This is a genomic window from Streptomyces sp. NPDC043878 (assembly GCF_056435735.1).
Genome location: NZ_JBWKDW010000033.1, coordinates 16486 through 36839, shown reverse-complemented (window position 1 = coordinate 36839; position 20354 = coordinate 16486). Strand labels below are relative to the sequence as shown.

The window sequence follows — 20354 nt, the reverse complement described above, 5'->3', positions numbered from 1 at the left end:
GCTGCCGCATCCCCCTCCACCTTTCCTTCCGCAGCCGCCTTTCCCTCCGCTCCCGCCGCGCCCCGCGAGCCCGGGTCATTCAGGTCGTTCAACCTGTTCCGCTGATTCAGTTCGCTCATCTGGTTCATCGCGTTCCGCGCCCCCAGTCGTCCGGTTCCGTCGTCGTCCGGTTCCGTCGTCCTCCGGTGCCGTGGTCGGTCGTCCGGTTCGTGGTCGTCCGTTCCGTCGGCTCCAACGAAACCGTGCGACCGGGGCCCGAAGCAGTGCGGCAGGGGCGAGAGTCGGGGTAGGGCCAGGCATATCCCGAAGCCTCCGGCCACACCGATGGCCCCCACCCCGCCCCGGCTCCTACGGTGATCTCCATGCAGGCACGGAGTATGTGGGCGGCGCTGGCCGCGCGGGGGTACCTGGGGTCGGCCTGGCCGTGGCGCGCCGTCGCCTTCCTGGTGAGCGGTGGACTGCTCGGGGTGGTCGTCCTCGTGGTGCTCGTCAGCGGATTCCTGGTCGGCGGCGTGCTCGCCGTCGCCCTGGTCGGGCTGCCGCTGCTGGCGCTCACCGCGCTGACCGGCATCCCGGTGGCGGCCGTGGAGCGACGGCGGCTGCGCCTGGTCGCGGCACCGGCGGTGCCCGCCGGGCAGCACCGGGTGCCGGACCGGCCGGGCCTCGGGGCGTGGCTGTCCACCCGGCTGCGGGAGGCCCTGACCTGGCGGGAGCTGGCGTACGCGACGCTGTTCGCCCTGGTGCTGTGGCCCCTCGACGCGCTGGCCGTCGCGCTCGCGCTCGCCCTGCCGGGGACCATGGCCGCCGCGCCGGTCCTGGTCGCCGTCGACGGTGAGGCCAAGGTCGTCAAGCTGTGGACCGTCACCACCTGGCCGGGCGCCTGCGCGGTGGCCGTGCTCGGCGTGCTGCTCCTGGCGGCCGGCGGATACCTCCTCGGGCTCGTGGCCGCGGCGCGCGGGGAACTCACCCGGGTCCTGCTCACCGCCAAGGACGGTGAGCGGATCGCCGAACTGGTGCGCTCCCGGGCCCGGTTGGTGGACGCCTTCGAGGCGGAGCGGCGGCGCATCGAACGCGATCTGCACGACGGGGCGCAGCAGCGGCTCGTCGCGCTCACCCTGACCCTCGGGCTGGCCCGCCTCGACGCCCCGCCCGGACCACTCGCCGACCAGCTCGCCAAGGCCCACGACGAGGCCGGCGGGGCCCTCGCGGAACTGCGCGAACTCATCCACGGCATCCACCCCGAGGTCCTCACCGACTACGGCCTCGAAGCCGCCGTCGCCGACGCAGCAGACCGCAGCCCCGTCCCCGTCGACCTCGACCTGAGGCTGCCGGGGCGGCTGCCCCCGCCCGTCGAGAGCGCCGCGTACTTCGCCGTCCGTGAGGCCCTCGCCAACGTGGCCCGGCACAGCGCGGCGACCCGCGCCCGGATCGGCGCGGAGCACGACGGCGGCCGGCTCGTCCTGGTGATCGGCGACGACGGGAGCGGCGGCGCGGACCCCGGCGGCGGCACCGGACTGACCGGTCTCGCCGACCGCGTGGCCGTCCTCGATGGCACACTCACCCTGTCCAGCCCGCCCGGCGGGCCGACCCTGCTGCGTGTGGAGATACCTTGCCGGCCGAGCAAGCACACCGTCCCCTGCGCCTAGTTCTCGCCGAGGACAGCGTGCTGTTGCGCGAGGGACTGGCCGGACTCCTCACCCGGTTCGGGCACGAGGTCGTGGCGGCCGTCGGCGACGCGGACGCGCTGCTCACCGCCGTCGCCGACCACACACCGGACGCCGTGGTGACCGACGTACGCATGCCGCCCGGGTTCCAGGACGAGGGCCTGCGCGCGGCGGTGCGGCTGCGCGAGGAGCGGCCCGGTCTGCCGGTCCTCGTCCTCAGCCAGTACGTGCAGCGGGCCTACGCCGCCGAACTCCTCGACTCCGGCGACGGAACCGGCGTCGGCTACCTGCTGAAGGACCGCGTCGGCCAGGTCGAGGAGTTCGTCGCCGCGCTGTGCGAGGTCGCGGCCGGCGGCACGGTCGTCGACCCCGAGGTCGTACGGCAGTTGCTGCGCCGGCGCCGCGACCCGCTGGCCCGGCTCACCCCGCGCGAACGGGAGGTGCTCGCGCTGGTCGCGGAGGGCAGGTCGAACGGTGCGATCGCCCGGACCCTGGTCGTCTCCGAGGCGGCCGTCGGCAAGCACATCGGCGGCATCCTCACCAAGCTGGACCTGCCCCCGGCCGACGACACCCACCGCCGGGTCCTGGCCGTGCTCGCCTTCCTGCGGGCCTGAGCCGCCGGCCGCGCGCTCAGAGCCGCTTCGCGAAGCAGCGGCTGTCCTCGTGGAAGCGGTAGTAGCCGAACTTGGCGCACGGCTCGTAGCCGGTGGAGGAGTACAGGGCGATCGCCTCCGGCTGCTTCGTGCCGGTCTCCAGGACCATCCGGAGGCGTCCACGGCCGCGGGCGTCCTCCTCCAGCTCGGCCAGGATGCGTCGGGCCAGGCCCAGGCCGCGGGCCCGCTCGACGACGTACATCCGCTTGAGCTCGGCGTCCCCGTCGAGGTTGCCCTCGCCGTTGGCGTCCCGGGTGCGCCAGCCGCCCGTGGCCAGCGGGGTGCCGCTCTCGTCGTACGCGATCAGGTAGACCCCGTTCGGCGGGTCGAAGTCGGCCGGGTCCAGCTCGGTGGCGTCGCCGCCGTCGCCGTAGCGCACGTGGTACTCGGCCTGGACCTGGTCGTTCAGTTTGACGGCGTCAGGGTGGTCGAACGCGATGCGGCGTATGTTCATGCTTCCTACCGTATTTCAATGCAACGTGAACGGGACTCCGTCCAGTGTGCCGGTATCGTGCCCGGGTGCTCACTGTGACCTCCGCCAACGTGAACGGGCTGCGCGCCGCCGCGAAGAAGGGCTTCGTGGAGTGGCTCGCCGCCACCTCCGCCGACGTGCTCTGCCTCCAGGAGGTGCGCGCCGAGCCGCACCAGCTGCCCGACGAGGTCAGCGCGCCCGACGGCTGGCACGTCACCCACGCCCCCGCCGCCGCCAAGGGCCGCGCCGGCGTCTCCCTCTACACCCGCCGCGAACCCGACCGCGTACGGACCGGCTTCGGCTCCGCCGAGTTCGACGGCAGCGGCCGCTACCTGGAGGCCGACCTGCCCGGTGTGACGGTCGCCTCCCTCTACCTGCCCTCCGGCGAGGTCGGCACCGACCGCCAGGACGAGAAGCTCCGCTTCATGTCCGAGTTCCTCGCCCACCTCAGGGAACTGCGCGTGCGCGCCGCCGCCGACGGTCGTGAGGTGGTCGTCTGCGGCGACTGGAACATCGCCCACCGGCAGGCCGACCTGAGGAACTGGCGCGCCAACCAGAAGAAGTCCGGCTTCCTCCCGGAGGAGCGGGCCTGGCTCAGCCAGGTCCTCGACGCGGCGGACGGCGGCTACGTCGACGTCGTACGCGCCCTGCACCCCGAGGCGGAGGGGCCGTACACCTGGTGGTCGTACCGGGGGCGCGCCTTTGACAACGATTCAGGGTGGAGGATCGACCTCCACGTCTCCACCCCCGGCCTCGCCGCCAAGGCGGTCAAGGGCTTCGTCGAGCGGGCGGCCACCCACGACGAGCGCTGGTCGGACCACGCGCCGGTGACGGTCGTCTACGACCTCTGAGGCGCGGCGGACCCGGCAGGGCGCTCCGCGCGACGGCCGGCGGACCCGGCAGGGCGCTCCGCACGACGTCTGGCGGAACCGGCCGCCGGGCGCTCCCCTCGAAGGCCCGCCCGCACGTCGGCCGCGGGTGCGCCGAGGCCGGTCGCGCGCTTCCCCGCGCCTGTGGCGGGCGCGTCCGGGACCGCTCACCGCTGCTCGCGCATCCTCCGGTCCAGGGCCAGGGAGAGTTCCGCCTCCACCACGCTGCGGGCCAGGGGGCGCAGACGGGGCAGGTCCTCCTCGCTCGCGTGGCGCAGGATCAGGTCGGCGAAGAGTCCGGCGAGGGCGTCGGCGTGTTCGCGGACACGGACGCCCGCCGCCAGCACCTCCGCGAGCGGGATGCCCTCGCGGACCAGGGCCGAGGAGACGTCGAGGAGGCGCCGGCTGATGTGGACGATCTCGTCGCCGTCGGTGCCGAGGTAGCCGAGGTCCAGGGCGGCGGCGAGGTTCTCGGGGGTGACCTCGCCCTCGAAGCGGGCGGCGAGTTCCTCGGGGGTGAGGCGGACCGGTTCCTCCTCGGTCGGGACGCCGACGCCGAGGAGGTCGCCGACGTCGCGGCCGTGGTCGAACGCCTCGGCGAGTTCGGCGATGCCGCTGAGGGTGTGGCCGCGTTCCAGCAGGGCGGAGATGGTGCGCAGGCGGGCCAGGTGGCTTTCGTCGTACCAGGCGATACGGCCCTCCCGGCGCGGTGGCTGGATCAGCTTGCGCTCGCGGTAGAAGCGCAGGGTGCGCACCGTGATGCCGGCCTCCCCGGCCAGCTCCTCCATGCGGTACTCACGCTTGTCTGCCACCTCCGCACCCTATGTCGTACCGGAGGTAACTTTCGTGGGCCCGCCCCCCTACCCATCGGTACGGAGCTGTTCTACAGTCCGATTGCGCCAGTGTTCACTGGCGCAGTCGCGTGGGGCTGTGGAGGGCGTCGGGATGAGCGAACACGAGCATGTACGGGTGGCGGTGATCGGGTCCGGCTTCGGCGGGCTGGGGGCCGCGGTACGGCTGCGCCGCGAGGGCGTCACCGACTTCGTCGTGCTGGAACGGGCCGGCAGCGTCGGAGGCACCTGGCGGGACAACAGCTATCCGGGCTGCGCCTGCGACGTGCCGTCCCACCTCTACTCGTTCTCCTTCGCGCCCAACCCGGACTGGCCGCGCACCTTCTCCGGGCAGGAGCACATCCGCGCCTACCTGGAGCACGTCACGGACGTCTTCGGGCTGCGCCCGCACATCCGCCTCGACTCCGAGGTGCGGCGGATGACCTGGAACGCCGAACGGCTGTGCTGGGACATCGAGACGAGCGGCGGCAACCTGTCCGCGGACCTCGTCGTCTCCGCCACCGGCCCGCTGTCCGACCCGAAGATCCCGGCCGTCCCCGGCCTGGAGGCCTTCCCCGGCAAGGTCTTCCACTCCGCGCGCTGGGACCACGACTACGACCTGCGCGGCAAGCGGGTCGCCATGGTCGGTACCGGCGCCTCCGCGATCCAGATCGTGCCCGCCGTCCAGCCGGACGTCTCCCGGCTGACCCTCTTCCAGCGCACCCCGCCGTGGGTGATGCCCCGCGTCGACCGCGCCGTCAGCGGCCCGGAGCGCTGGCTGCACCGACAGCTGCCCTTCACCGCCCGGGCCCGCCGCGGACTCCTGTGGGGGCTCAGGGAGTTGCAGGTCCAGGCGTTCACCAAGCACCCCGACGAACTCGGCCTGGTGGAGCAGCTGGCCAAGCGCAACATGGCCCGCGCGATCAGGGATCCCGCGCTGCGCGCCAAGCTCACGCCCGACTACCGCATCGGCTGCAAGCGCATCCTGCTGTCCAGCGCGTACTACCCGGCGCTCGCGCAGCCCAACGTGGACGTGGTCGCGAGCGGCCTCGCGGAGGTCCGCGGCTCGACGGTGGTCGCCGCCGACGGCAGCGAGGCCGAGGTCGACGCGATCGTCTTCGGCACCGGCTTCCACGTCACCGACATGCCGATCGCCGAGCGGGTGGTGGGCGCCGACGGGCGGACCCTCGCCGAGGCGTGGAAGGGCGGCATGGAGGCCCTGCGCGGCGCCTCGGCGGCCGGCTTCCCCAACTGGCTGTCGATCATCGGGCCGAACACCGGTCTCGGGAACTCGTCGATGATCCTGATGATCGAGTCGCAGCTGAACTACCTGGCCGACTTCGTACGGCAGCTCGACGTCCTCGGCGGCCGCGCCGCGCTCGACGCCCGGCCGGGCGCCGTGCGGGCATGGAACCACCGGGTGCAGGAGCGGATGAGGCGCACGGTGTGGAACACCGGCGGCTGCACCAGCTGGTACCTGGACGCGAGCGGCCGCAACAGCACCATCTGGCCCGGCACCACGACCGAGTTCCGGCGTGCGACGCGGCGGGTGGACCTCACGGAGTACGAGGTGCTGCGGGCGCCCGCCGACCGGACCGGGTCCGCCGGACCCGGCGACAGGGCTGAACCCGCCGACCGGGTCCAGCCTGCCGGACCCGCCGACCGGGCTGAACCCGCCGAGCCCGGTGACCGGGCCGAACCCGCCGACCGGGCCGAACCCGGCGACCAAGCCGAGCCAACCGGACCCGCCGACCGGGCCGGGTCCGCCGCGGAGGTGACGGCGTGAGTCGCCTCGCACACGTGGCCACGGGGCCCTACGCCCCGCCCGTCCCCGCCCGCACCCTCACCGCGCTCTCCGCCGACGGCGCCCCGCTGCACGTCGAGGTGCACGGCCCGGACGGCGCGCCCGCCGTCGTGCTGGCCCACGGCTGGACCTGCTCCACCGCCTTCTGGGCCGCCCAGGTGCGCGACCTGGCGACCGACCACCGGGTCGTCGCATACGACCAGCGCGGCCACGGACGCAGCCCGGCCCACCCCGCGTGCAGCACGGACGCGCTCGCCGACGACCTCGAAGCCGTCCTCGCCGCCACCCTCGCGCCGGGCGAGCAGGCCGTCGTCGCCGGTCACTCGATGGGCGGGATGACGGTCCTGGCCGCCGCCGGCCGCCCCGCGTTCCGCGAGCACGCGGCGGCCGTCCTGCTGTGCAGCACCGGCAGTTCGCGCCTGGTCGCCGAGTCGCTCGTCGTGCCGATGCGCGCGGGGCGGCTCAGGACCTGGCTGACGAAGCGGGTCCTCGGTTCCCGGGCCCCGCTCGGACCGGTCACGCCCCTCGCCCTGCGCATCCTCAAGTACGGCACGATGGGCCCCGGTTCGGCCCCGCACATGGTCGAGGCGTGTGCCCGGATCGTGCACGCCTGTCCCCGCGCCGTGCGTCACGCCTGGTCGCAGGTGCTCGACCTGCTCGATCTCGACCACGCGGTAAGGGAGTTGCGGGCGCCCACGGCCGTCGTCGTCGGCACCGCCGACCGGCTGACCCCGCCGGTGCACGCCCGTTCGCTGGCCGCCGCGCTGCCCCACTGCCTCGGGGTCACCGAACTGCCCGGGCTCGGCCACATGACGCCGGTCGAGGCACCCGACCTGGTCACCGGGAAGATCCGGGAACTCGTCACCACGTACGTATCCGTGCGGCACGCCAAGGAGGACGCATGAGCAGGGTGAGTCTGGAAGGGCAGGTCGCGGTCGTCACCGGGGCCGCGCGGGGTGTGGGCGAACTGCTCGCCCGCAAACTGTCCGCGCGCGGCGCGAAGGTGGCCCTGGTCGGGCTGGAGCCGGACGCCCTCAAGCAGGTCGCCGAGCGACTGCCCACCGACAGCGCCCACTGGTACGCCGACGTCACCGACCACGAGGCGATGGCGCGGGTGGCCCGCGAGGTCAAGGAGCGGTTCGGGAAGGTCGACATCGTCGTGGCCAACGCGGGTGTCGCGAACGGCGGGCCCTTCGTGGACGCCGACCCGGAGGCGTGGCGGCGGGTCATCGAGGTGAACCTGATCGGGTCGGCGATGACCGCCCGCGCGTTCCTGCCGGTGCTGACGGAGAGCCGGGGCTACCTGCTCCAGATCGCGTCCCTCGCGGCGATCACCCCGGCGCCGATGATGACGGCGTACTGCGCGTCCAAGTCGGGCGTGGAGGCGTACGCGCACAGTCTGCGGGCCGAGGTCGGCTACAAGGGCGTCCGGGTCGGGGTCGGTTACCTGTCGTGGACCGACACCGACATGGTGCGCGGCGCCGACCAGGACGACGTGATGCGGGAGTTGAGGCAGCGGCTGCCGTGGCCGTCGAACAAGACCTATCCGCTGGGTCCGGCGGTCGACCGGATCGTCGCCGGCATCGAGCGGCGCTCGTCCCACGTCTACGGGCAGTGGTGGCTGCGCGGGATGCAGGGGGTCCGCGGGTATCTGCCGGGCCTCATCGGGACGGTGGGGCAGCGGGAGATGCGGCGCTTCGGCCCGAGGCTGGACGGCATGCGGTCCGGGCTGGTGGGAGCGGGCGGCGCGGCCGACGAAGAAGCGAGGGCTACGCACCGTAACTGATCGAAATGCGCGCTGTGTCGGACCGTGTGAATCTGGTCGAGGCCCCACCAAGGGGCCCCAGAACCCCCCATACAGGAGTGAACCCACATGGGTATGAAGGACCAGTTCAAGGAGAAGTCCGAGCAGTGGCAGCGTCAGGCCAAGGAGAAGGCCGAGCAGGTCCGGGAGCGGGCCCCGCAGCCTGGCCGGGAGCGGGCCCCCCAGCCTGGCCGGGAGCAGGCCCCGCAGCCTGGCCGCCGGCGTGACGAGGACCCCGAGCGCATGCGGCCCGGGCACGAGCGCGAGGACGAGGACCGCATGAGCCAGGACTTCGACGCCTGACGTCCTCCGCAGCACGGAAGGGGTGCCCTGGTGAAGGGCACCCCTTTCCCGTCCCGTTGGCACCCTCCGGCCACTCGCACGCGGCTACTGCCCCCGGGTGAACGGCCTTTCGGCTGCCGGCCGCCCGGCTACCCGCTCCTCGGCGGCAGCTGCTGCGGCTACCTGCTCCTAGGCGGCAGCGTCGGCGGCTCCCCGCTCCTCGGCGGCAGTTTCGGCCGCGACCGGTCGGGCACGTCACCGAGGTCCGGCGGCGAGGCCGGCGGGCCCGTCGCCAGCAGCTCCAGCGCGAGCTGTACGGCGTCGTCCAGTTGGGCGTGACGGCCCTCGGCCCAGTCCAGCGGGGCGCGGAGGATCTCCAGATCGGGCTCCACCCCGCGGTTCTCGACGGACCAGCCGTAGGCGTCGAACCAGGCCGCGTTCATCGGCACGGTGATCACCGTCCCGTCGCCGAGTTCGTGACGGCCGGTCATCCCGACCACCCCGCCCCAGGTCCGCTGACCTACCACCGGCCCAAGACCCAGCAGCTTGAAGGCCGCCGTGATCATGTCGCCGTCGGAGGCGGTCGCCTCGTCCGCCAGCGCGACCACCGGCCCACGGGGGGCGTTGGAGGCGTACGACACCGGCTGGGCGTCGCGCGTCAGGTCCCAGCCCACGATCGTGCGGGTCAGCTTCTCGACCACCAGCTCGCTGATGTGGCCGCCCGCGTTGCCGCGCACGTCCACCAGCAGCGCCGGCCGAGACACCTCCATCCGCAGGTCCCGGTTGAACTGCGCCCAGCCCGAGCCGCCCATGTCGGGGATGTGCAGATAGCCGCAGCGGCCGCCGCTCAACTCCCGTACCACGTCACGGCGTTTGGCCACCCAGTCCTGGTAGCGCAGCGGCCGCTCGTCGACCAGTGGGACGACCGCCACCCGCCGCGGCCCTCCTTCGCCCCCGGCCGGCCGGAACGTCAGCTCCACCGTGGTGCCGCCCGCGCCGGCCAGCAGCGGGTAGGGCCCGGCGGCCGGGTCCACCGGGCGCCCGTCGACATGCGTCAGGACCGCCCCCTCACGGATGCCGGTACCCGCCAGCGGGGAACGGGCCCTGGAGTCGGAGGACTCACCGGGCAGGATCCGCCGTACCGCCCAACCCTCCTCGCGGCACACCAGGTTGGCGCCCAGCAGCCCCTGCCGGCGCTGGTAGTGCGGCGGCCCCTCGTTGCGGCGGGCGGCGGTCACGTACGCGTGGGAGGTGCCGAGTTCGCCCAGCACCTCCCGCAGCAGGTCCGCGAACTCGTCCGGCGAAGCGACCCGTTCGACCAGCGGCCGGTACTGCGCGAGCACCCCGTCCCAGTCGATCCCGCACATCCCCGGCTCCCAGAAGTAGGCCCGGATCAGCCGGCCCGCCTCCTCGTACGACTGGCGCCACTCGGCGGCCGGGTCGGCCTCGTGCAGGATGCGCCGTAGGTCGATCCAGACCGTGGAGTCGCCGTCGCCCGACTCGGTGGCCGGCACCGCCCGCAGATCGCCCTCGTCGACCACGACCAGCCGCGAACCGTCGCCGCTCACCGCGAACCAGTCCAGATGCCCGACCAGTTCGGACTTCTTCGCCTTGCTGATGCCGAAGTGCTCCAGCGTCGGCCGCCCGCTGGTGTCGTCCGGGTTCACGAAGGTCTCGCCCAGCGCGCCGGAGATCGGCCAGCGCAGCCAGACCAGCCCGCCGCCGGCGACCGGATGCAGCGCCGAGTACTTGGACGCGGGAACCGGGAAGGGCGTCACGCGGCTGGCCAGCCCCTCGATCTCGACGGTGACCGCGCTGCCGTCGCCCGGCTCGTCGTCCTCGACCGGGTCCAGGCCCCCGGCCGCGGGCCGGCCCTCGGGCGTGAGGGCGAACGGCGAGGGCGTGGCCGAGGAGAGCGGGACCAGGTAGGGGCGGCAGCCGAGCGGGAAGGACAGGTCCCCGGTGTGCACGTCGTAGACGGGGTCGAAGCCGCGCCAGGACAGGAACGCCAGATAGCGGCCGTCCCGGGTGAACACCGGGTTCTCGTCCTCGAACCGCCCGTTGGTGACGTCGACGATCAGCCGTTCCCCCTGTCCGGGAGAGGGAGAGGGAGAGGGAGCGGCGACCGGACCGCTTCCTGGACTCGGACCGGGTCCTGGACCGGAGATGCGGGCCATCTTGATCTGCCGGAGCGACCTGCCTATTCCCGGGTGCGACCAGGTCAGCCACGCCCCGTCCGGAGAGAACGCGAGATCACGCACCGGCCCGTTCACCGACCGGATCAGCTCGGTGACCTCGGTGACCTCGGTGACCTCGGTGGCCCCGTCGCCGGAGACATCCGAGACGGCGGCGGCGCCGGTGCCCGCGCGGAAGCCCGGGTCCGCGCCGGAGCCGGTCTCCCCAAAGTCCCTCACCGCGTCCGCGTCCGCGTCCGCCCCCGTGTCCTCGGAGACGGTGAGCAGCAGCAGCCGTCCGTCGTGGGAGGCGACGGCGAGGCGTTCGCCCTGCGGGTCCGACACCAGTTCGAGGACCCGGCCCAGCCGCCCGGAGGCGAGCCGTCTCGGCTCCCGGTCACCGGTGGCCCGGGGCAGATAGGCGATCTCGACGGCGTCCTCGCCCTCCGCGTCCGTCACGTACGCGACCCGGCCGGCGGAGCCGAGCATCTCCGGGAGCCGGACCCGTACCCCCGGCGTGTCGGTGATCGTGCGGGCCGGGCCGTCCCGGTGGGTGAGCCAGTACAGGCTGCCCCGCACGACGACGGCGCTCGCACGGCCCGTCTCGTCCACCGAGATGCCGTCCACATGCCGGGCGGCGGGGACCTGGTACGGGCGCCGGCCCGCGCGCGGACCGCTCAGCGTCACGTCCAGGCGGCGCGGGAGGGAGTCCGCGGCCAGGTCGTCGACGATCCACAGGTCGCCCGCGCACTGGTACACCACGCGGGTGCCGTCGCTGGCGGCGTGCCGGGCGTAGAAGGCGTCGTGGTCGGTGTGCCGGCGCAGCCCCGAGCCGTCGTGGGCGCACGAGTAGAGGTTGCCGACGCCCTCGTGGTCGGAGAGGAACGCGATCCGGCCGCCCACGAACATCGGGGAGTGCAGGTGCCCCTCCAGGTCGGGCAGCAGCCGCTCCCCGTGCAGCCACAGGCGGCCCATGGCGCCGCCCCGGTAGCGTTTCCAGGCGGCCGGCTCGTGCGGCGGGGTGCCGGTGAGCAGGAGGGTCCTGCGCTCGCCGTCGAGGTCGGCGACCTGGATGTCGGAGACGGGCCCCCAGGGCAGTTTGCGGCCGGGGTCGCCGTCGGTGCGGACCTTGTAGGCCCAGGTGAAGTACGAGAAGGGCTCACCGTGGGAGGCGACGGCGAGGATCGTGCCGGTCCCCGTCTCCCCGGCCGGCGTCCAGCCGCACACCCGGGTGTCGGCGGAGCCCCAGTGGGTGAGCTGCCGGCTCGGCCCGCCGTTCACCGGCACGAGGTGGATCTCCGGGACGAGGCTGCGCCAGCTCGTGTACGCGAGGTGGCGGCCGTCGGGCGAGAAGCGCGGGTGGCCGGTCTTCGTCCGGTCGACGGTCAGCCGCCAGGCGCGGGCGGGCCCGTCGAGGGGGGCCAGCCAGAGGTCGTCCTCGGCGACGAAGCTCAGCAGGTCGCCGCTCAGGTGCGGTAGGCGCAGATAGCTCACCTCCCTATGCTTTTCCGGCGAATGGGGCGGAGCAACTCGTGACCGCGGGGCCGCCTGGACGGGCGTGAGCGGCAACACGAACGAAACAGTTTCGTTTCGCTTCAGGGTGCGCTACATTCGTCACGTACGAAACAGTCTCGTTCGTGGTGCCGTCCGGAGTCCGGAGAGGGAAGGGGAGAGCAATGACTGAGGTCGCAACGGCGCGTCGCAGTCGTATCACCCCCGAGCGCGAGGCCGAGCTGTACTCGGCCGTGCTCGAACTGCTCCGGGAAGTCGGCTACGACGCCCTGACCATGGACGCCGTGGCCGCCCGCACACACTCCAGCAAGGCCACGCTCTACCGTCAGTGGGGCGGCAAGCCCGAACTGGTGGTCAAGGCGATGCGGCACAACAAGTCCGTGGCCGGCATCGGCGACATCGACACCGGCTCCCTCCGGGGCGACCTGCACAGCCTCGTGTCACGCGAGGACGACTGCACCATGGAGCGCAACTCCGACCTGATGCGGGCGCTCGCCATGGCGGCGCACTCGAATCCGGATCTCATGAGGGCGCTCAAGGAGCTGCTGGTCGAACCCGAGATGGACGTGTTCCACCAGCTGATGCGGCGTGCCGTCGACCGCGGTGAGATCCGCGCCGACTGCCCCGCGCTCGACTACGTGGTGCACATGCTCGTCGGATCGTTCGTCGCGCGCACCCTGATCGACGAACTGCCCCCCACGCAGGAGTTCCTGCGTGCGTACATCGACGCCGTGGTCCTCCCCGCCCTCGGCGCACCCCCCTCCTGACCCGACCCGCGGTCAGCCCACCTGACGTCACCGCTCAGTCGTCGGGCCGATCACCCCTGCCCACCCGCCGGGCTGATCAACCCTGCCCCGCAAGACCCACGACCTGACCGGGAGTACGCCCTCGTGGCCTCGTTCCTCTACCGACTCGGCCGGCTCGCCTTCAGGCGACGGCACTTCGTCGCCCTCCTGTGGGTGGCCCTGCTGACGCTCGCGGGCGTCGGCGCGGCCTCCGCGCCCGCCGCGGGCTCCACCTCCTTCTCCATTCCGGGGGTCGAGGCCCAGAAGGCCTTCGACCTGCTGGAACAGCGCTTCCCCGGAGCCAGCGCCGACGGCGCCACCGCGCGGGTCGTCTTCAAGGCGCCCGACGGGGAGAAGATGACCGACGCCGCCAACAGGGCGACCGTCGCGAAGACCGTCAAGGCCCTCGGTGACGGCTCCGAGGTCGCCTCCGTGACCGACCCGTTCACGACGCACGCCGTGAGCGAGGACGGAACCGTCGCCTACACCTCGGTCAGGTACACGGTGTCCTCCGTCGAGCTGAAGGACTCCTCCAGGACCATCCTGGAAACCACCGCGGACAAGGCCAAGCACGCCGGGCTGACCGTCGAGATGGGCGGCGACGCCCTCCAGGCCCAGCCGGAACAGGCGGCCACCGGCGAGATCATCGGCCTCGCGATCGCCGCGGTCGTCCTCGTCGTCACCCTCGGCTCCCTCGTCGCGGCCGGACTGCCCCTGCTCACGGCGATCATCGGCGTGGGCATCGGCGTCGCCGGCATCACCAGCCTCGCCAGCGCGCTCGACCTCGGCGACTCCACCTCGACCCTGGCCCTGATGATCGGCCTCGCCGTCGGCATCGACTACGCGCTGTTCATCGTCTCCCGCTACCGCGCCGAACTGGCCGAGGGCCGCGAGCGCGAGGAAGCGGTCGGCCGCGCCGTCGGCACCGCGGGCTCCGCGGTGGTCTTCGCGGGACTCACGGTCGTCATCGCGCTGGCCGGACTCGCGGTCGTCGACGTCCCGATGCTCACCAAGATGGGGCTCGCGGCCGCCGGCACGGTCGTCATCGCCGTCCTCATCGCGCTCACCATGATCCCGGCGCTGCTCGGCTACGCGGGCCGCAAGGTCCGGCCCGCCGGCCAGAAGGGCAGGCTGCTGGGCCGCCGCCCCGCCGCGAGGACCGGCGTGACCAAGCCCAACATGGGCACGCGCTGGGCGAGTTTCGTCGTCCGCCGCCCCGTCGCCGTACTGCTGCTCGGTGTCGTCGGCCTCGGCGCGCTGGCCCTGCTCGCCACCCAGCTGGAACTGGGCCTGCCCGACGACGGCACGCAGCCGACGTCCACCACCCAGCGCAAGGCCTACGACCTGCTCTCGGACGGCTTCGGCCCCGGCTTCAACGGCCCCCTGATGGTCGTGGTCGACGCCAAGGGAGCCGCCGACCCGAAGGCCGCCGCCTCCGCGGTGACCGACCAGGTCAAGGGTCTCAAGGACGTCGTGACGGTGTCCCGCGCGCAGTTCAACGAGCCCGGCGACACCGCGATGATCACCGTGGTCCCGAAGTCGAAGCCGTCCTCGACGCGGACCGAGGACCTGGTGCACGCCATCCGTGACGCGGGCGCCGAGGTGCGTGCCGACACGGACGCCAGGGTGCTGGTCACCGGCACCACGGCGATGAACATCGACTTCTCGCAGAAGCTCAACGACGCGCTCGTCCCGTACCTGGCGCTGGTCGTGGGCCTCGCCTTCCTCCTGCTGATCGTGGTCTTCCGCTCGATCCTGGTCCCGCTGAAGGCCGCCCTCGGCTTCCTGCTCAGTGTGCTGGCCGCCCTCGGCGCCGTCGTCGCGGTCTTCCAGTGGGGCTGGCTGGCGGGCCTGATAGGCGTCGAGGAGACCGGCCCGATCATGTCGATGATGCCGATCTTCATGGTGGGCGTGGTCTTCGGCCTGGCGATGGACTACGAGGTGTTCCTCGTGACCCGCATGCGGGAGGCGTACGTCCACGGCGAGCGGCCCACCGAGGCCGTCGTGACCGGGTTCAGGTACGGCGCCCGGGTGGTCACGGCCGCCGCGATCATCATGATGGCCGTCTTCTCCGGCTTCATCGGCTCCAGCGAGTCGATGATCAAGATGATCGGCTTCGGCCTCGCGATCGCCGTCTTCCTGGACGCCTTCGTCGTCCGCATGACCATCGTCCCGGCGGTCCTCGCACTCCTCGGCAAGCGGGCCTGGTGGCTCCCGAAGTGGCTCGACCGGGCCCTGCCGAACGTCGACGTGGAGGGCGAGGGCCTGCGCACCCCCGGCACCACCAAGGACTCGGATCCCGACGAGGACCGGGAACTGGTCGGGGCCTGAGCACGGAGCCCGGCAACCGGTGACGACCCGGGCGGCCTCCCGGACCGGCGACGCGGCACCCCGCGCGCCCGGTCCGGGAGGCCGCGCCGCGTCGGCGCCCGGCCCGGCGGACCCGCGCCCGCTCCCGCGGGCGAACCCGTTCGCCCGTCCCCCGCACCCACCGTTAGCGTGCCGTGCATGACGTCGACCGACACCGAAGGCTCCGGAGTCCACCCCCGCTTCGCCGAAGCCCTGCGCGAGCTGGGCCTCGGCGACCTGATGCCGCGTGCGCGCCGCTTCCCGGAGGCCACCCGTACCGCCGCCGAGGCCGCCGCCGCCATCGGGTGCGAGCTGAGCCAGATCTGCAAGTCCCTGATCTTCGCGGCGGACGGGGTCCCGGTCCTCGTCCTGATGGACGGCGCCTCCCGCGTCGACCTCGACCTCGTACGGCGGGAGCTGGGCGCCGGCAAGGTGACGCGGGCCCGCGTCGACGTCGTACGGGAGACCACCGGGTACGCCATCGGCGGAGTCCCGCCGTTCGGGCACCGGACGCGGACCCGGGTGCTCGCGGACCGTTCGCTCCTCGACCACGACCTCGTGTGGGCCGCCGCGGGCAACCCGCACACCGTCTTCCCCATGGAGCCCAGGACGCTCGTCGCGCACGCCGGCGGCACCCTCGTGGACGTGCGCGAGCGGACGGCGTGACCCCGCTGGTCACCGCGGCCGTCCTGCTCGCGGCGGTGACGCACGCCAGCTGGAACGCGATCGCCCACCGCATCACGGACAAGCTGGTCGGCTTCACCCTGATCACGGGCGGCGGCCTGGTCATCGGGCTGGGCATGACGCCGCTCGTACCGCTCCCGGCCGCGGACGCCTGGCCGTACCTGTTCGCCTCGGCCTGCGTCCACATCGCGTACTACGCGCTGCTGATGAAGTCCTTCCGGCTGGGGGACTTCGGCCAGGCGTATCCGATCGCGCGCGGCACCGCGCCCCTCGTGGTCACCCTGCTCGCCGCCGTCTTCGCCGACGAGGTGCCCGACGGATGGGCGGCCGCCGGCGTCGCCCTGTCCTGCGCGGGCCTCACGGGCGTCGCCCTGTGGGGGCTGCGCGGACGCCGGCCCGACTGGGCGGCCATCGGCGCGGCCCTCGCGACCGGCCTGACCATCGCCGCGTACACGGTCCTCGACGGCCTCGGCGTGCGCGACTCCGGCACCCCCCTCGGCTACATCGCCTGGCTGATGGCGGTGCAGGGCGCGGGCGTCCCGGCGTACGCCCTGTGGCGCCGCAGAGACCAACTCCTCACCGCCCTAAGACCGTTCGCGGCTGTCGGCCTGCTGGGCGCCGCCCTCTCCGTCGCCGCATACGCCCTGGTCCTGTGGGCCCAGACGAGAGCGGCCCTGGCGCCGATCGCGGCGTTGCGAGAGTCGTCGATCATCGTCGGGGCGGCCATCGGCGCGGTGTTCTTCAAGGAGCGGTTCGGCGCCCCGAGAATCGCCGCGGCGGGCCTGCTGGTGCTCGGGATCGGTCTCATGCTGCACGCGGGCCAGTAGGGCCTCGCGGCGGATCAGGCCGGGCTCGCGGGCACCTGCCGCCGTACTCCCGCGCGCTGGCGTTCTCGCGCACCCCCTCCTCCCGCCCACCCGTGCGGGCGTGCCGGTCGGGGAGCACTCTGGAAGCAGAGGTTCCGGAGGTGATCCTGATGACGCAGACCGCGTACCCGGCAGTGGGCTGGCACATCGAGCTGGAGTTCCAGGAGGACGAGCGGCACACGAGGGCGGCCGCGATGGTGCGGTTGCCCGACGGCACCGAGATACGCACGCACGGACACGCCAGCCGCCACCAGTCGGACTCCAACCAGCCCCGGGTGGGGGAGGAGGTCGCGGGCGCCCGGGCGCTCAACGAACTCGCGATGCAGCTGCTGACCAAGGCGCACGGGGAGATCGACGAGGTGTCGGGACGGACGTCGCACTCGATCAACGTCTGAGCGCACCGCCCTGAGAGCGGAGACCGGCGTCCGGAGACAGCCCGCGACCGCGACCGCCCCGGCTCCGCCCCGCCGTTGTCCCGTCCCGTTGTCAGGTTTGGCTTTCCCCGACGGTGGCTCTGACGTGGGGCTTGCCTTCCTCTGACGCGGGAGGGCGTATCAAGGAAGGGTGGCGCCGGGCGAGCGCCGGGCACCCCCCTTGCCGTGCTCGCCCGGCGACGCCATGTGCGGAGGGCGTCGAGGGGCGGGGCGGATGGTCGGCAGGCAGAAGCGTTCGGAACGGACCGTCGAACGGCTGGTGACCGCTGCCGCCGACCAGTTCGCGCGGCGCGGCTACGTGCGGGCGACCCTGGCCGACATCAGCAGCCGCGCCGGGGTGACCAAGGGCGCCCTCTTCTTCCACTTCGCCTCCAAGGACGAACTCGCCGTCGCCGTACAGGAACGCGGACGGGAGCTGATGGAACGCTCGGTCACCCGGCTCGGCCCGGCCGAGGGCGCGTACCTGCAGAGCGTCGTCGACCTCACCTTCGTACTGCTGCGGCTGTTGCGGGAGGACGTGTTCGTCCGGGCCTCGGTGCGCATCGCGCGGGAGCACCGCGACGGGGAGGCGGCGGACGCCCCCGGCAACGTTGTCGCCGGGGGCGGGCGCGAGGCGGACTCCGACGCCGAGAGCGTGGAGGAGCTCGGCTTCTACCGGGTGTGGCTGGAACTGCTGTGGGACCTGATGGCCGAGGCGCGGCGCAGCGGTGAGCTGAGCCGGACCGTCGCGGACACCTCGGCGCGCACCCTGGTCACGGCGGTGGTGGCGGGCGTAGAGGCGCTGACCTGGCTGGGCACGCGGCGCGCGGAGTCCGAGGCATGGCTCACCGACCTCTGGTCGCTGCTGCTGCCGGCCCTGCGGCCCGACCGCCCGGACCGCCGGCCGGTGCGCACGACGGCGCCCGCACGGCCGGCGGCGCGCGGCCGGCCGTCCTGAGCGGGACGGCCGTACCGGTTGCCGGGCTGCCGTCAGCCGGCTCCCGCGCCCGCTTCCTCCAGGGCCGGCAGGCCCACCGCGGCGCGGCACTCGGCGGAGCCGGCCGGCTCGAAGCGGGAGAGACGCCGGGCCGGGACGGTGCCCGGCAGCACGAAGTTCCACAGGTCCGTCACCCGGGCGTGCAGGTCCTCGCGGCGGGTGCGGACGTGCGAGGCGATCTGGATACCGGTGAACGAACCGCACAGGAACGTGGCCAGGTCGGTGACGTTGACCTCGGGAAGGATGTCGCCCCGGCCCTGCGCGGGTGCCAGGCAGTCCCGCAGCGCGTCGATCCACGAGTTGTACGGCGTGGGGTCGGGGTCGGTGAACGAGCCGAACTCGATCACGAGCCGGATGCCGGCGCGGACCCGGACGTCGGTGAGCAGGCCGTGGGCCAGCTGGTGGGAGAGGTCGATCGCGGTCTGCACGCCCGGCATCGTGGTGCTGGACACCGGACGGAAGAGCTCGAACTGCTCCTCTATCAGCGTGCGGGCGAGCGCTTCCTTGGACTGGAAGTGGAAGTACAACGCCCCCTTGGTGACGCCCGCGTGGTGGGAGACCTCGCTCAGACTCGTACTCCCGAAGCCCGTGCTGTCGAAGGCGGCCGCCGCCCCGTCGAGGATCGCCTGCCGGGTGATTTCGGCTCGTTCCTGCCTGGCCCTGGCCACTCCGTGCCTCCTGTCCGCCGCGGTGCGGATGGTGGTCTTCCATCCTTCCGGTGATCACCACGGCAAGTAGCTGGAACCAGACTGCCTGAACTAGCGAAAAAAAACCAGTCAACTAGTATGGTTATGGAAGTGAGGCCACACGTGGGGGGCGGGCTTTCCTGCCTCGTGTCCTGTTCATTCTGCGGGTAGCTGACGTCTGCGCGCGTCTCAGGAGGCAAGCGATGAGTCCACTTAAACAAGCCGTCCGACCGGATTCCATAACTCCGGGTAGGGAAGCCGAGCTCTTCGAGCGCACCGTTCCTCGCGGGCTCGTGCACCGGTCCGCCGTCTCCGAGGTCCTGCTCACCGGGCTGCGGCCCAGCGGACGGGACAAGTACCACATAGGTGCCCAGTGGGCGCGGGGTCACTGCTACTACGGCCCGGTGGCCGGCCGGTGGCACGACCCGATGCTGCTGGGAGAATCGATCCGGCAGGCCGGGCTGCTGCTGGCGCACGAGGCGCTCGGCATTCCGCTGGACCACCGCTTCCTCACCCGGTCAACCTCCTTCGAGATGACGGAGCAGGGCGCGAGACTCGCGGACGCGCCCGCCGACATCGTCCTGTGCGTGAAGCTGCGGGACATCCGCTGCCGCGGCGCGTACGTCTCCTCGTTCGCCCTCGACGTGCTCGCCCACCGCGGGGGCGAACTCATGGGCCGCGGACACGCGGCCAGCGACTGCGTCGGGCAGGCGGTGTACCGCAGGCTGCGGGGCGCCCGCGCCGAGGCCAGACCGTCGTACACCCTCATACGGGCCGTCGAGCCGCAACTCGTCGGCCGGGTCAGCGAGTTCGACGTCGTCCTGGGCCGGCCCGAGGTGGAGGCCGCCGAGGGGCTCGGGGACGTCCACCTGCTGCGCGTCGACGCGACCCACCCCGTCCTGTTCGACCACCCCGTGGACCATGTGCCGGGCATGCTCCTCCTGGAGGCGGCCCGCCAGGCGGCCCTGGCGGCCCTCGGGCTCCCGCGCGGGCTCCTGGTCGGCTGCGAGGCGTCCTTCGACCGGTACGTCGAGTTCGACTCCCCGTGCCTGGTCTCGGCCTCCAGGCCGACGGTGGACGCGGACGGGCTCCGGACGCTGACGATCCAGTTCCACCAGGCGGGCTCGGTGGCCGCGACCTGCGAGGTGTCCATCCTGGACGGCGAGAGCGCGCCGGGAGCTCCCGGCGCGGCGGCCTGACCCGGGGCCGGTGCCCCCGACCCGGGCCGCGGGGTCCGGATCGGGGGCGGGGGCGGGACCACCACCACCCGGCGCAGGTGAAGCCCGGAAGCCGGTGCCGCGACTGGTCGTCGCGGCACCGGCTTCCGGGCTTCTGCGGGCGAGGGGGGGGGGGGGGGGGGGGGGGGCAGTCGCTACCGCCCCCCCCCCCCCCCCCCCACCCCCCCCCCCCCCCCCCCCCCCCCCCCCCCCCCCCCCCCCCCCCCCCCCCCCCCCCCCGCCCGCAGAAGCCTGCCGCCCGGAGACCTCCGCCCCGGCGCCTGCCGCCCGGC

Annotated in this window: 18 protein-coding genes; 14 read left to right on the top strand and 4 right to left on the bottom strand. The window is 73.2% G+C overall.

What is annotated here, in order from left to right; all coding sequences use genetic code 11:
* Positions 1-362 precede the first annotated feature (362 nt).
* A complete protein-coding gene (locus AC07AZ_RS33840; RefSeq protein ID WP_478854565.1) occupies positions 363-1646 on the top strand; it encodes a sensor histidine kinase in 1284 nt (427 codons plus the stop codon).
* On the top strand, positions 1610-2278 hold the full coding sequence (locus AC07AZ_RS33835; protein WP_478854564.1) for a response regulator: 669 nt from the start codon (positions 1610-1612) through the stop codon (positions 2276-2278). Before AC07AZ_RS33840 ends, AC07AZ_RS33835 begins: the two co-directional genes overlap by 37 nt.
* 16 nt (positions 2279-2294) lie before the next feature.
* Here AC07AZ_RS33835 and AC07AZ_RS33830 read toward each other — a convergent pair whose 3' ends face one another.
* The gene (locus AC07AZ_RS33830) at positions 2295-2771 is read right to left on the bottom strand and encodes a GNAT family N-acetyltransferase (RefSeq protein WP_478854563.1); all 477 of its coding nucleotides are present in this window, start codon (positions 2769-2771) and stop codon (positions 2295-2297) included.
* Between the two features lie 65 nt (positions 2772-2836).
* Between AC07AZ_RS33830 and AC07AZ_RS33825 the strand changes: the two genes are divergently transcribed.
* Entirely contained in the window at positions 2837-3640 is an 804-nt protein-coding gene (locus tag AC07AZ_RS33825; protein WP_478854562.1) for an exodeoxyribonuclease III, read from the top strand.
* A 185-nt stretch (positions 3641-3825) separates the two neighbouring features.
* Here the strand turns inward: AC07AZ_RS33825 and AC07AZ_RS33820 are convergent, their stop codons facing one another.
* Positions 3826-4470, bottom strand: a complete 645-nt coding sequence (locus AC07AZ_RS33820; RefSeq protein ID WP_478854561.1) for a MerR family transcriptional regulator — start codon at positions 4468-4470, stop codon at positions 3826-3828.
* A gap of 133 nt (positions 4471-4603) precedes the next feature.
* Between AC07AZ_RS33820 and AC07AZ_RS33815 the strand changes: the two genes are divergently transcribed.
* From AC07AZ_RS33815 to AC07AZ_RS33800, 4 genes are all read left to right on the top strand, one after another.
* Positions 4604-6274, top strand: coding sequence for a flavin-containing monooxygenase (locus AC07AZ_RS33815; RefSeq protein ID WP_478854560.1), 1671 nt, complete (start codon positions 4604-4606; stop codon positions 6272-6274).
* Entirely contained in the window at positions 6271-7197 is a 927-nt protein-coding gene (locus tag AC07AZ_RS33810) for an alpha/beta fold hydrolase (RefSeq protein WP_478854559.1), read from the top strand. Before AC07AZ_RS33815 ends, AC07AZ_RS33810 begins: the two co-directional genes overlap by 4 nt.
* A complete protein-coding gene (locus tag AC07AZ_RS33805) occupies positions 7194-8078 on the top strand; it encodes an SDR family oxidoreductase (protein ID WP_478854558.1) in 885 nt (294 codons plus the stop codon). The genes AC07AZ_RS33810 and AC07AZ_RS33805 overlap by 4 nt, the downstream gene beginning before the upstream one ends.
* Positions 8079-8165: 87 nt before the next feature.
* A complete protein-coding gene (locus AC07AZ_RS33800) occupies positions 8166-8399 on the top strand; it encodes a hypothetical protein (RefSeq protein ID WP_478854557.1) in 234 nt (77 codons plus the stop codon).
* A 158-nt stretch (positions 8400-8557) separates the two neighbouring features.
* Here AC07AZ_RS33800 and AC07AZ_RS33795 read toward each other — a convergent pair whose 3' ends face one another.
* Positions 8558-12046 carry a S41 family peptidase gene (locus tag AC07AZ_RS33795; protein ID WP_478854556.1) on the bottom strand — a complete coding sequence of 1163 codons (3489 nt, stop codon included), beginning with the start codon at positions 12044-12046 and terminating at the stop codon, positions 8558-8560.
* 182 nt (positions 12047-12228) lie between these two features.
* Here AC07AZ_RS33795 and AC07AZ_RS33790 point away from each other — a divergent pair, with 182 nt between their 5' ends.
* The 6 genes from AC07AZ_RS33790 (at position 12229) to AC07AZ_RS33765 (ending at position 18119) form a co-directional block, all read left to right on the top strand.
* On the top strand, positions 12229-12831 hold the full coding sequence (locus tag AC07AZ_RS33790) for a TetR/AcrR family transcriptional regulator (RefSeq protein ID WP_478854555.1): 603 nt from the start codon (positions 12229-12231) through the stop codon (positions 12829-12831).
* 123 nt (positions 12832-12954) lie between these two features.
* A complete protein-coding gene (locus AC07AZ_RS33785) occupies positions 12955-15180 on the top strand; it encodes an MMPL family transporter (RefSeq protein WP_478854554.1) in 2226 nt (741 codons plus the stop codon).
* A gap of 177 nt (positions 15181-15357) precedes the next feature.
* Entirely contained in the window at positions 15358-15864 is a 507-nt protein-coding gene (locus tag AC07AZ_RS33780; RefSeq protein ID WP_478854553.1) for a YbaK/EbsC family protein, read from the top strand.
* On the top strand, positions 15861-16709 hold the full coding sequence (locus AC07AZ_RS33775; RefSeq protein ID WP_478854552.1) for an EamA family transporter: 849 nt from the start codon (positions 15861-15863) through the stop codon (positions 16707-16709). Before AC07AZ_RS33780 ends, AC07AZ_RS33775 begins: the two co-directional genes overlap by 4 nt.
* A 149-nt stretch (positions 16710-16858) precedes the next feature.
* On the top strand, positions 16859-17143 hold the full coding sequence (locus tag AC07AZ_RS33770; protein ID WP_478854551.1) for a DUF1876 domain-containing protein: 285 nt from the start codon (positions 16859-16861) through the stop codon (positions 17141-17143).
* 253 nt (positions 17144-17396) lie between these two features.
* Positions 17397-18119: a ScbR family autoregulator-binding transcription factor gene (locus AC07AZ_RS33765; RefSeq protein WP_478854550.1), complete on the top strand. Its 723-nt coding sequence runs from the start codon at positions 17397-17399 to the stop codon at positions 18117-18119.
* A 32-nt stretch (positions 18120-18151) separates the two neighbouring features.
* Here the strand turns inward: AC07AZ_RS33765 and AC07AZ_RS33760 are convergent, their stop codons facing one another.
* On the bottom strand, positions 18152-18826 hold the full coding sequence (locus tag AC07AZ_RS33760) for a ScbR family autoregulator-binding transcription factor (RefSeq protein WP_478854549.1): 675 nt from the start codon (positions 18824-18826) through the stop codon (positions 18152-18154).
* A 221-nt stretch (positions 18827-19047) separates the two neighbouring features.
* On the opposite strand from AC07AZ_RS33760, the gene AC07AZ_RS33755 reads away from it, so the two are divergent.
* Positions 19048-20043, top strand: coding sequence for a ScbA/BarX family gamma-butyrolactone biosynthesis protein (locus AC07AZ_RS33755; RefSeq protein ID WP_478854548.1), 996 nt, complete (start codon positions 19048-19050; stop codon positions 20041-20043).
* Positions 20044-20354: the final 311 nt, after the last annotated feature.

Bases quoted from the DNA above. Each gene is read 5' to 3' on its own strand.
- AC07AZ_RS33840 (WP_478854565.1), top strand. From the start codon at position 363: ATGCAGGCACGGAGTATGTGGGCGGCGCTGGCCGCGCGGGGGTACCTG.
- AC07AZ_RS33790 (WP_478854555.1), top strand. From the start codon at position 12,229: ATGACTGAGGTCGCAACGGCGCGTCGCAGTCGTATCACCCCCGAGCGC.
- AC07AZ_RS33800 (WP_478854557.1), top strand. From the start codon at position 8,166: ATGGGTATGAAGGACCAGTTCAAGGAGAAGTCCGAGCAGTGGCAGCGT.
- AC07AZ_RS33830 (WP_478854563.1), bottom strand. From the start codon at position 2,771: ATGAACATACGCCGCATCGCGTTCGACCACCCTGACGCCGTCAAACTG.
- AC07AZ_RS33755 (WP_478854548.1), top strand. From the start codon at position 19,048: ATGAGTCCACTTAAACAAGCCGTCCGACCGGATTCCATAACTCCGGGT.
- AC07AZ_RS33805 (WP_478854558.1), top strand. From the start codon at position 7,194: ATGAGCAGGGTGAGTCTGGAAGGGCAGGTCGCGGTCGTCACCGGGGCC.
- AC07AZ_RS33780 (WP_478854553.1), top strand. From the start codon at position 15,358: ATGACGTCGACCGACACCGAAGGCTCCGGAGTCCACCCCCGCTTCGCC.
- AC07AZ_RS33815 (WP_478854560.1), top strand. From the start codon at position 4,604: ATGAGCGAACACGAGCATGTACGGGTGGCGGTGATCGGGTCCGGCTTC.
- AC07AZ_RS33765 (WP_478854550.1), top strand. From the start codon at position 17,397: ATGGTCGGCAGGCAGAAGCGTTCGGAACGGACCGTCGAACGGCTGGTG.
- AC07AZ_RS33770 (WP_478854551.1), top strand. From the start codon at position 16,859: ATGACGCAGACCGCGTACCCGGCAGTGGGCTGGCACATCGAGCTGGAG.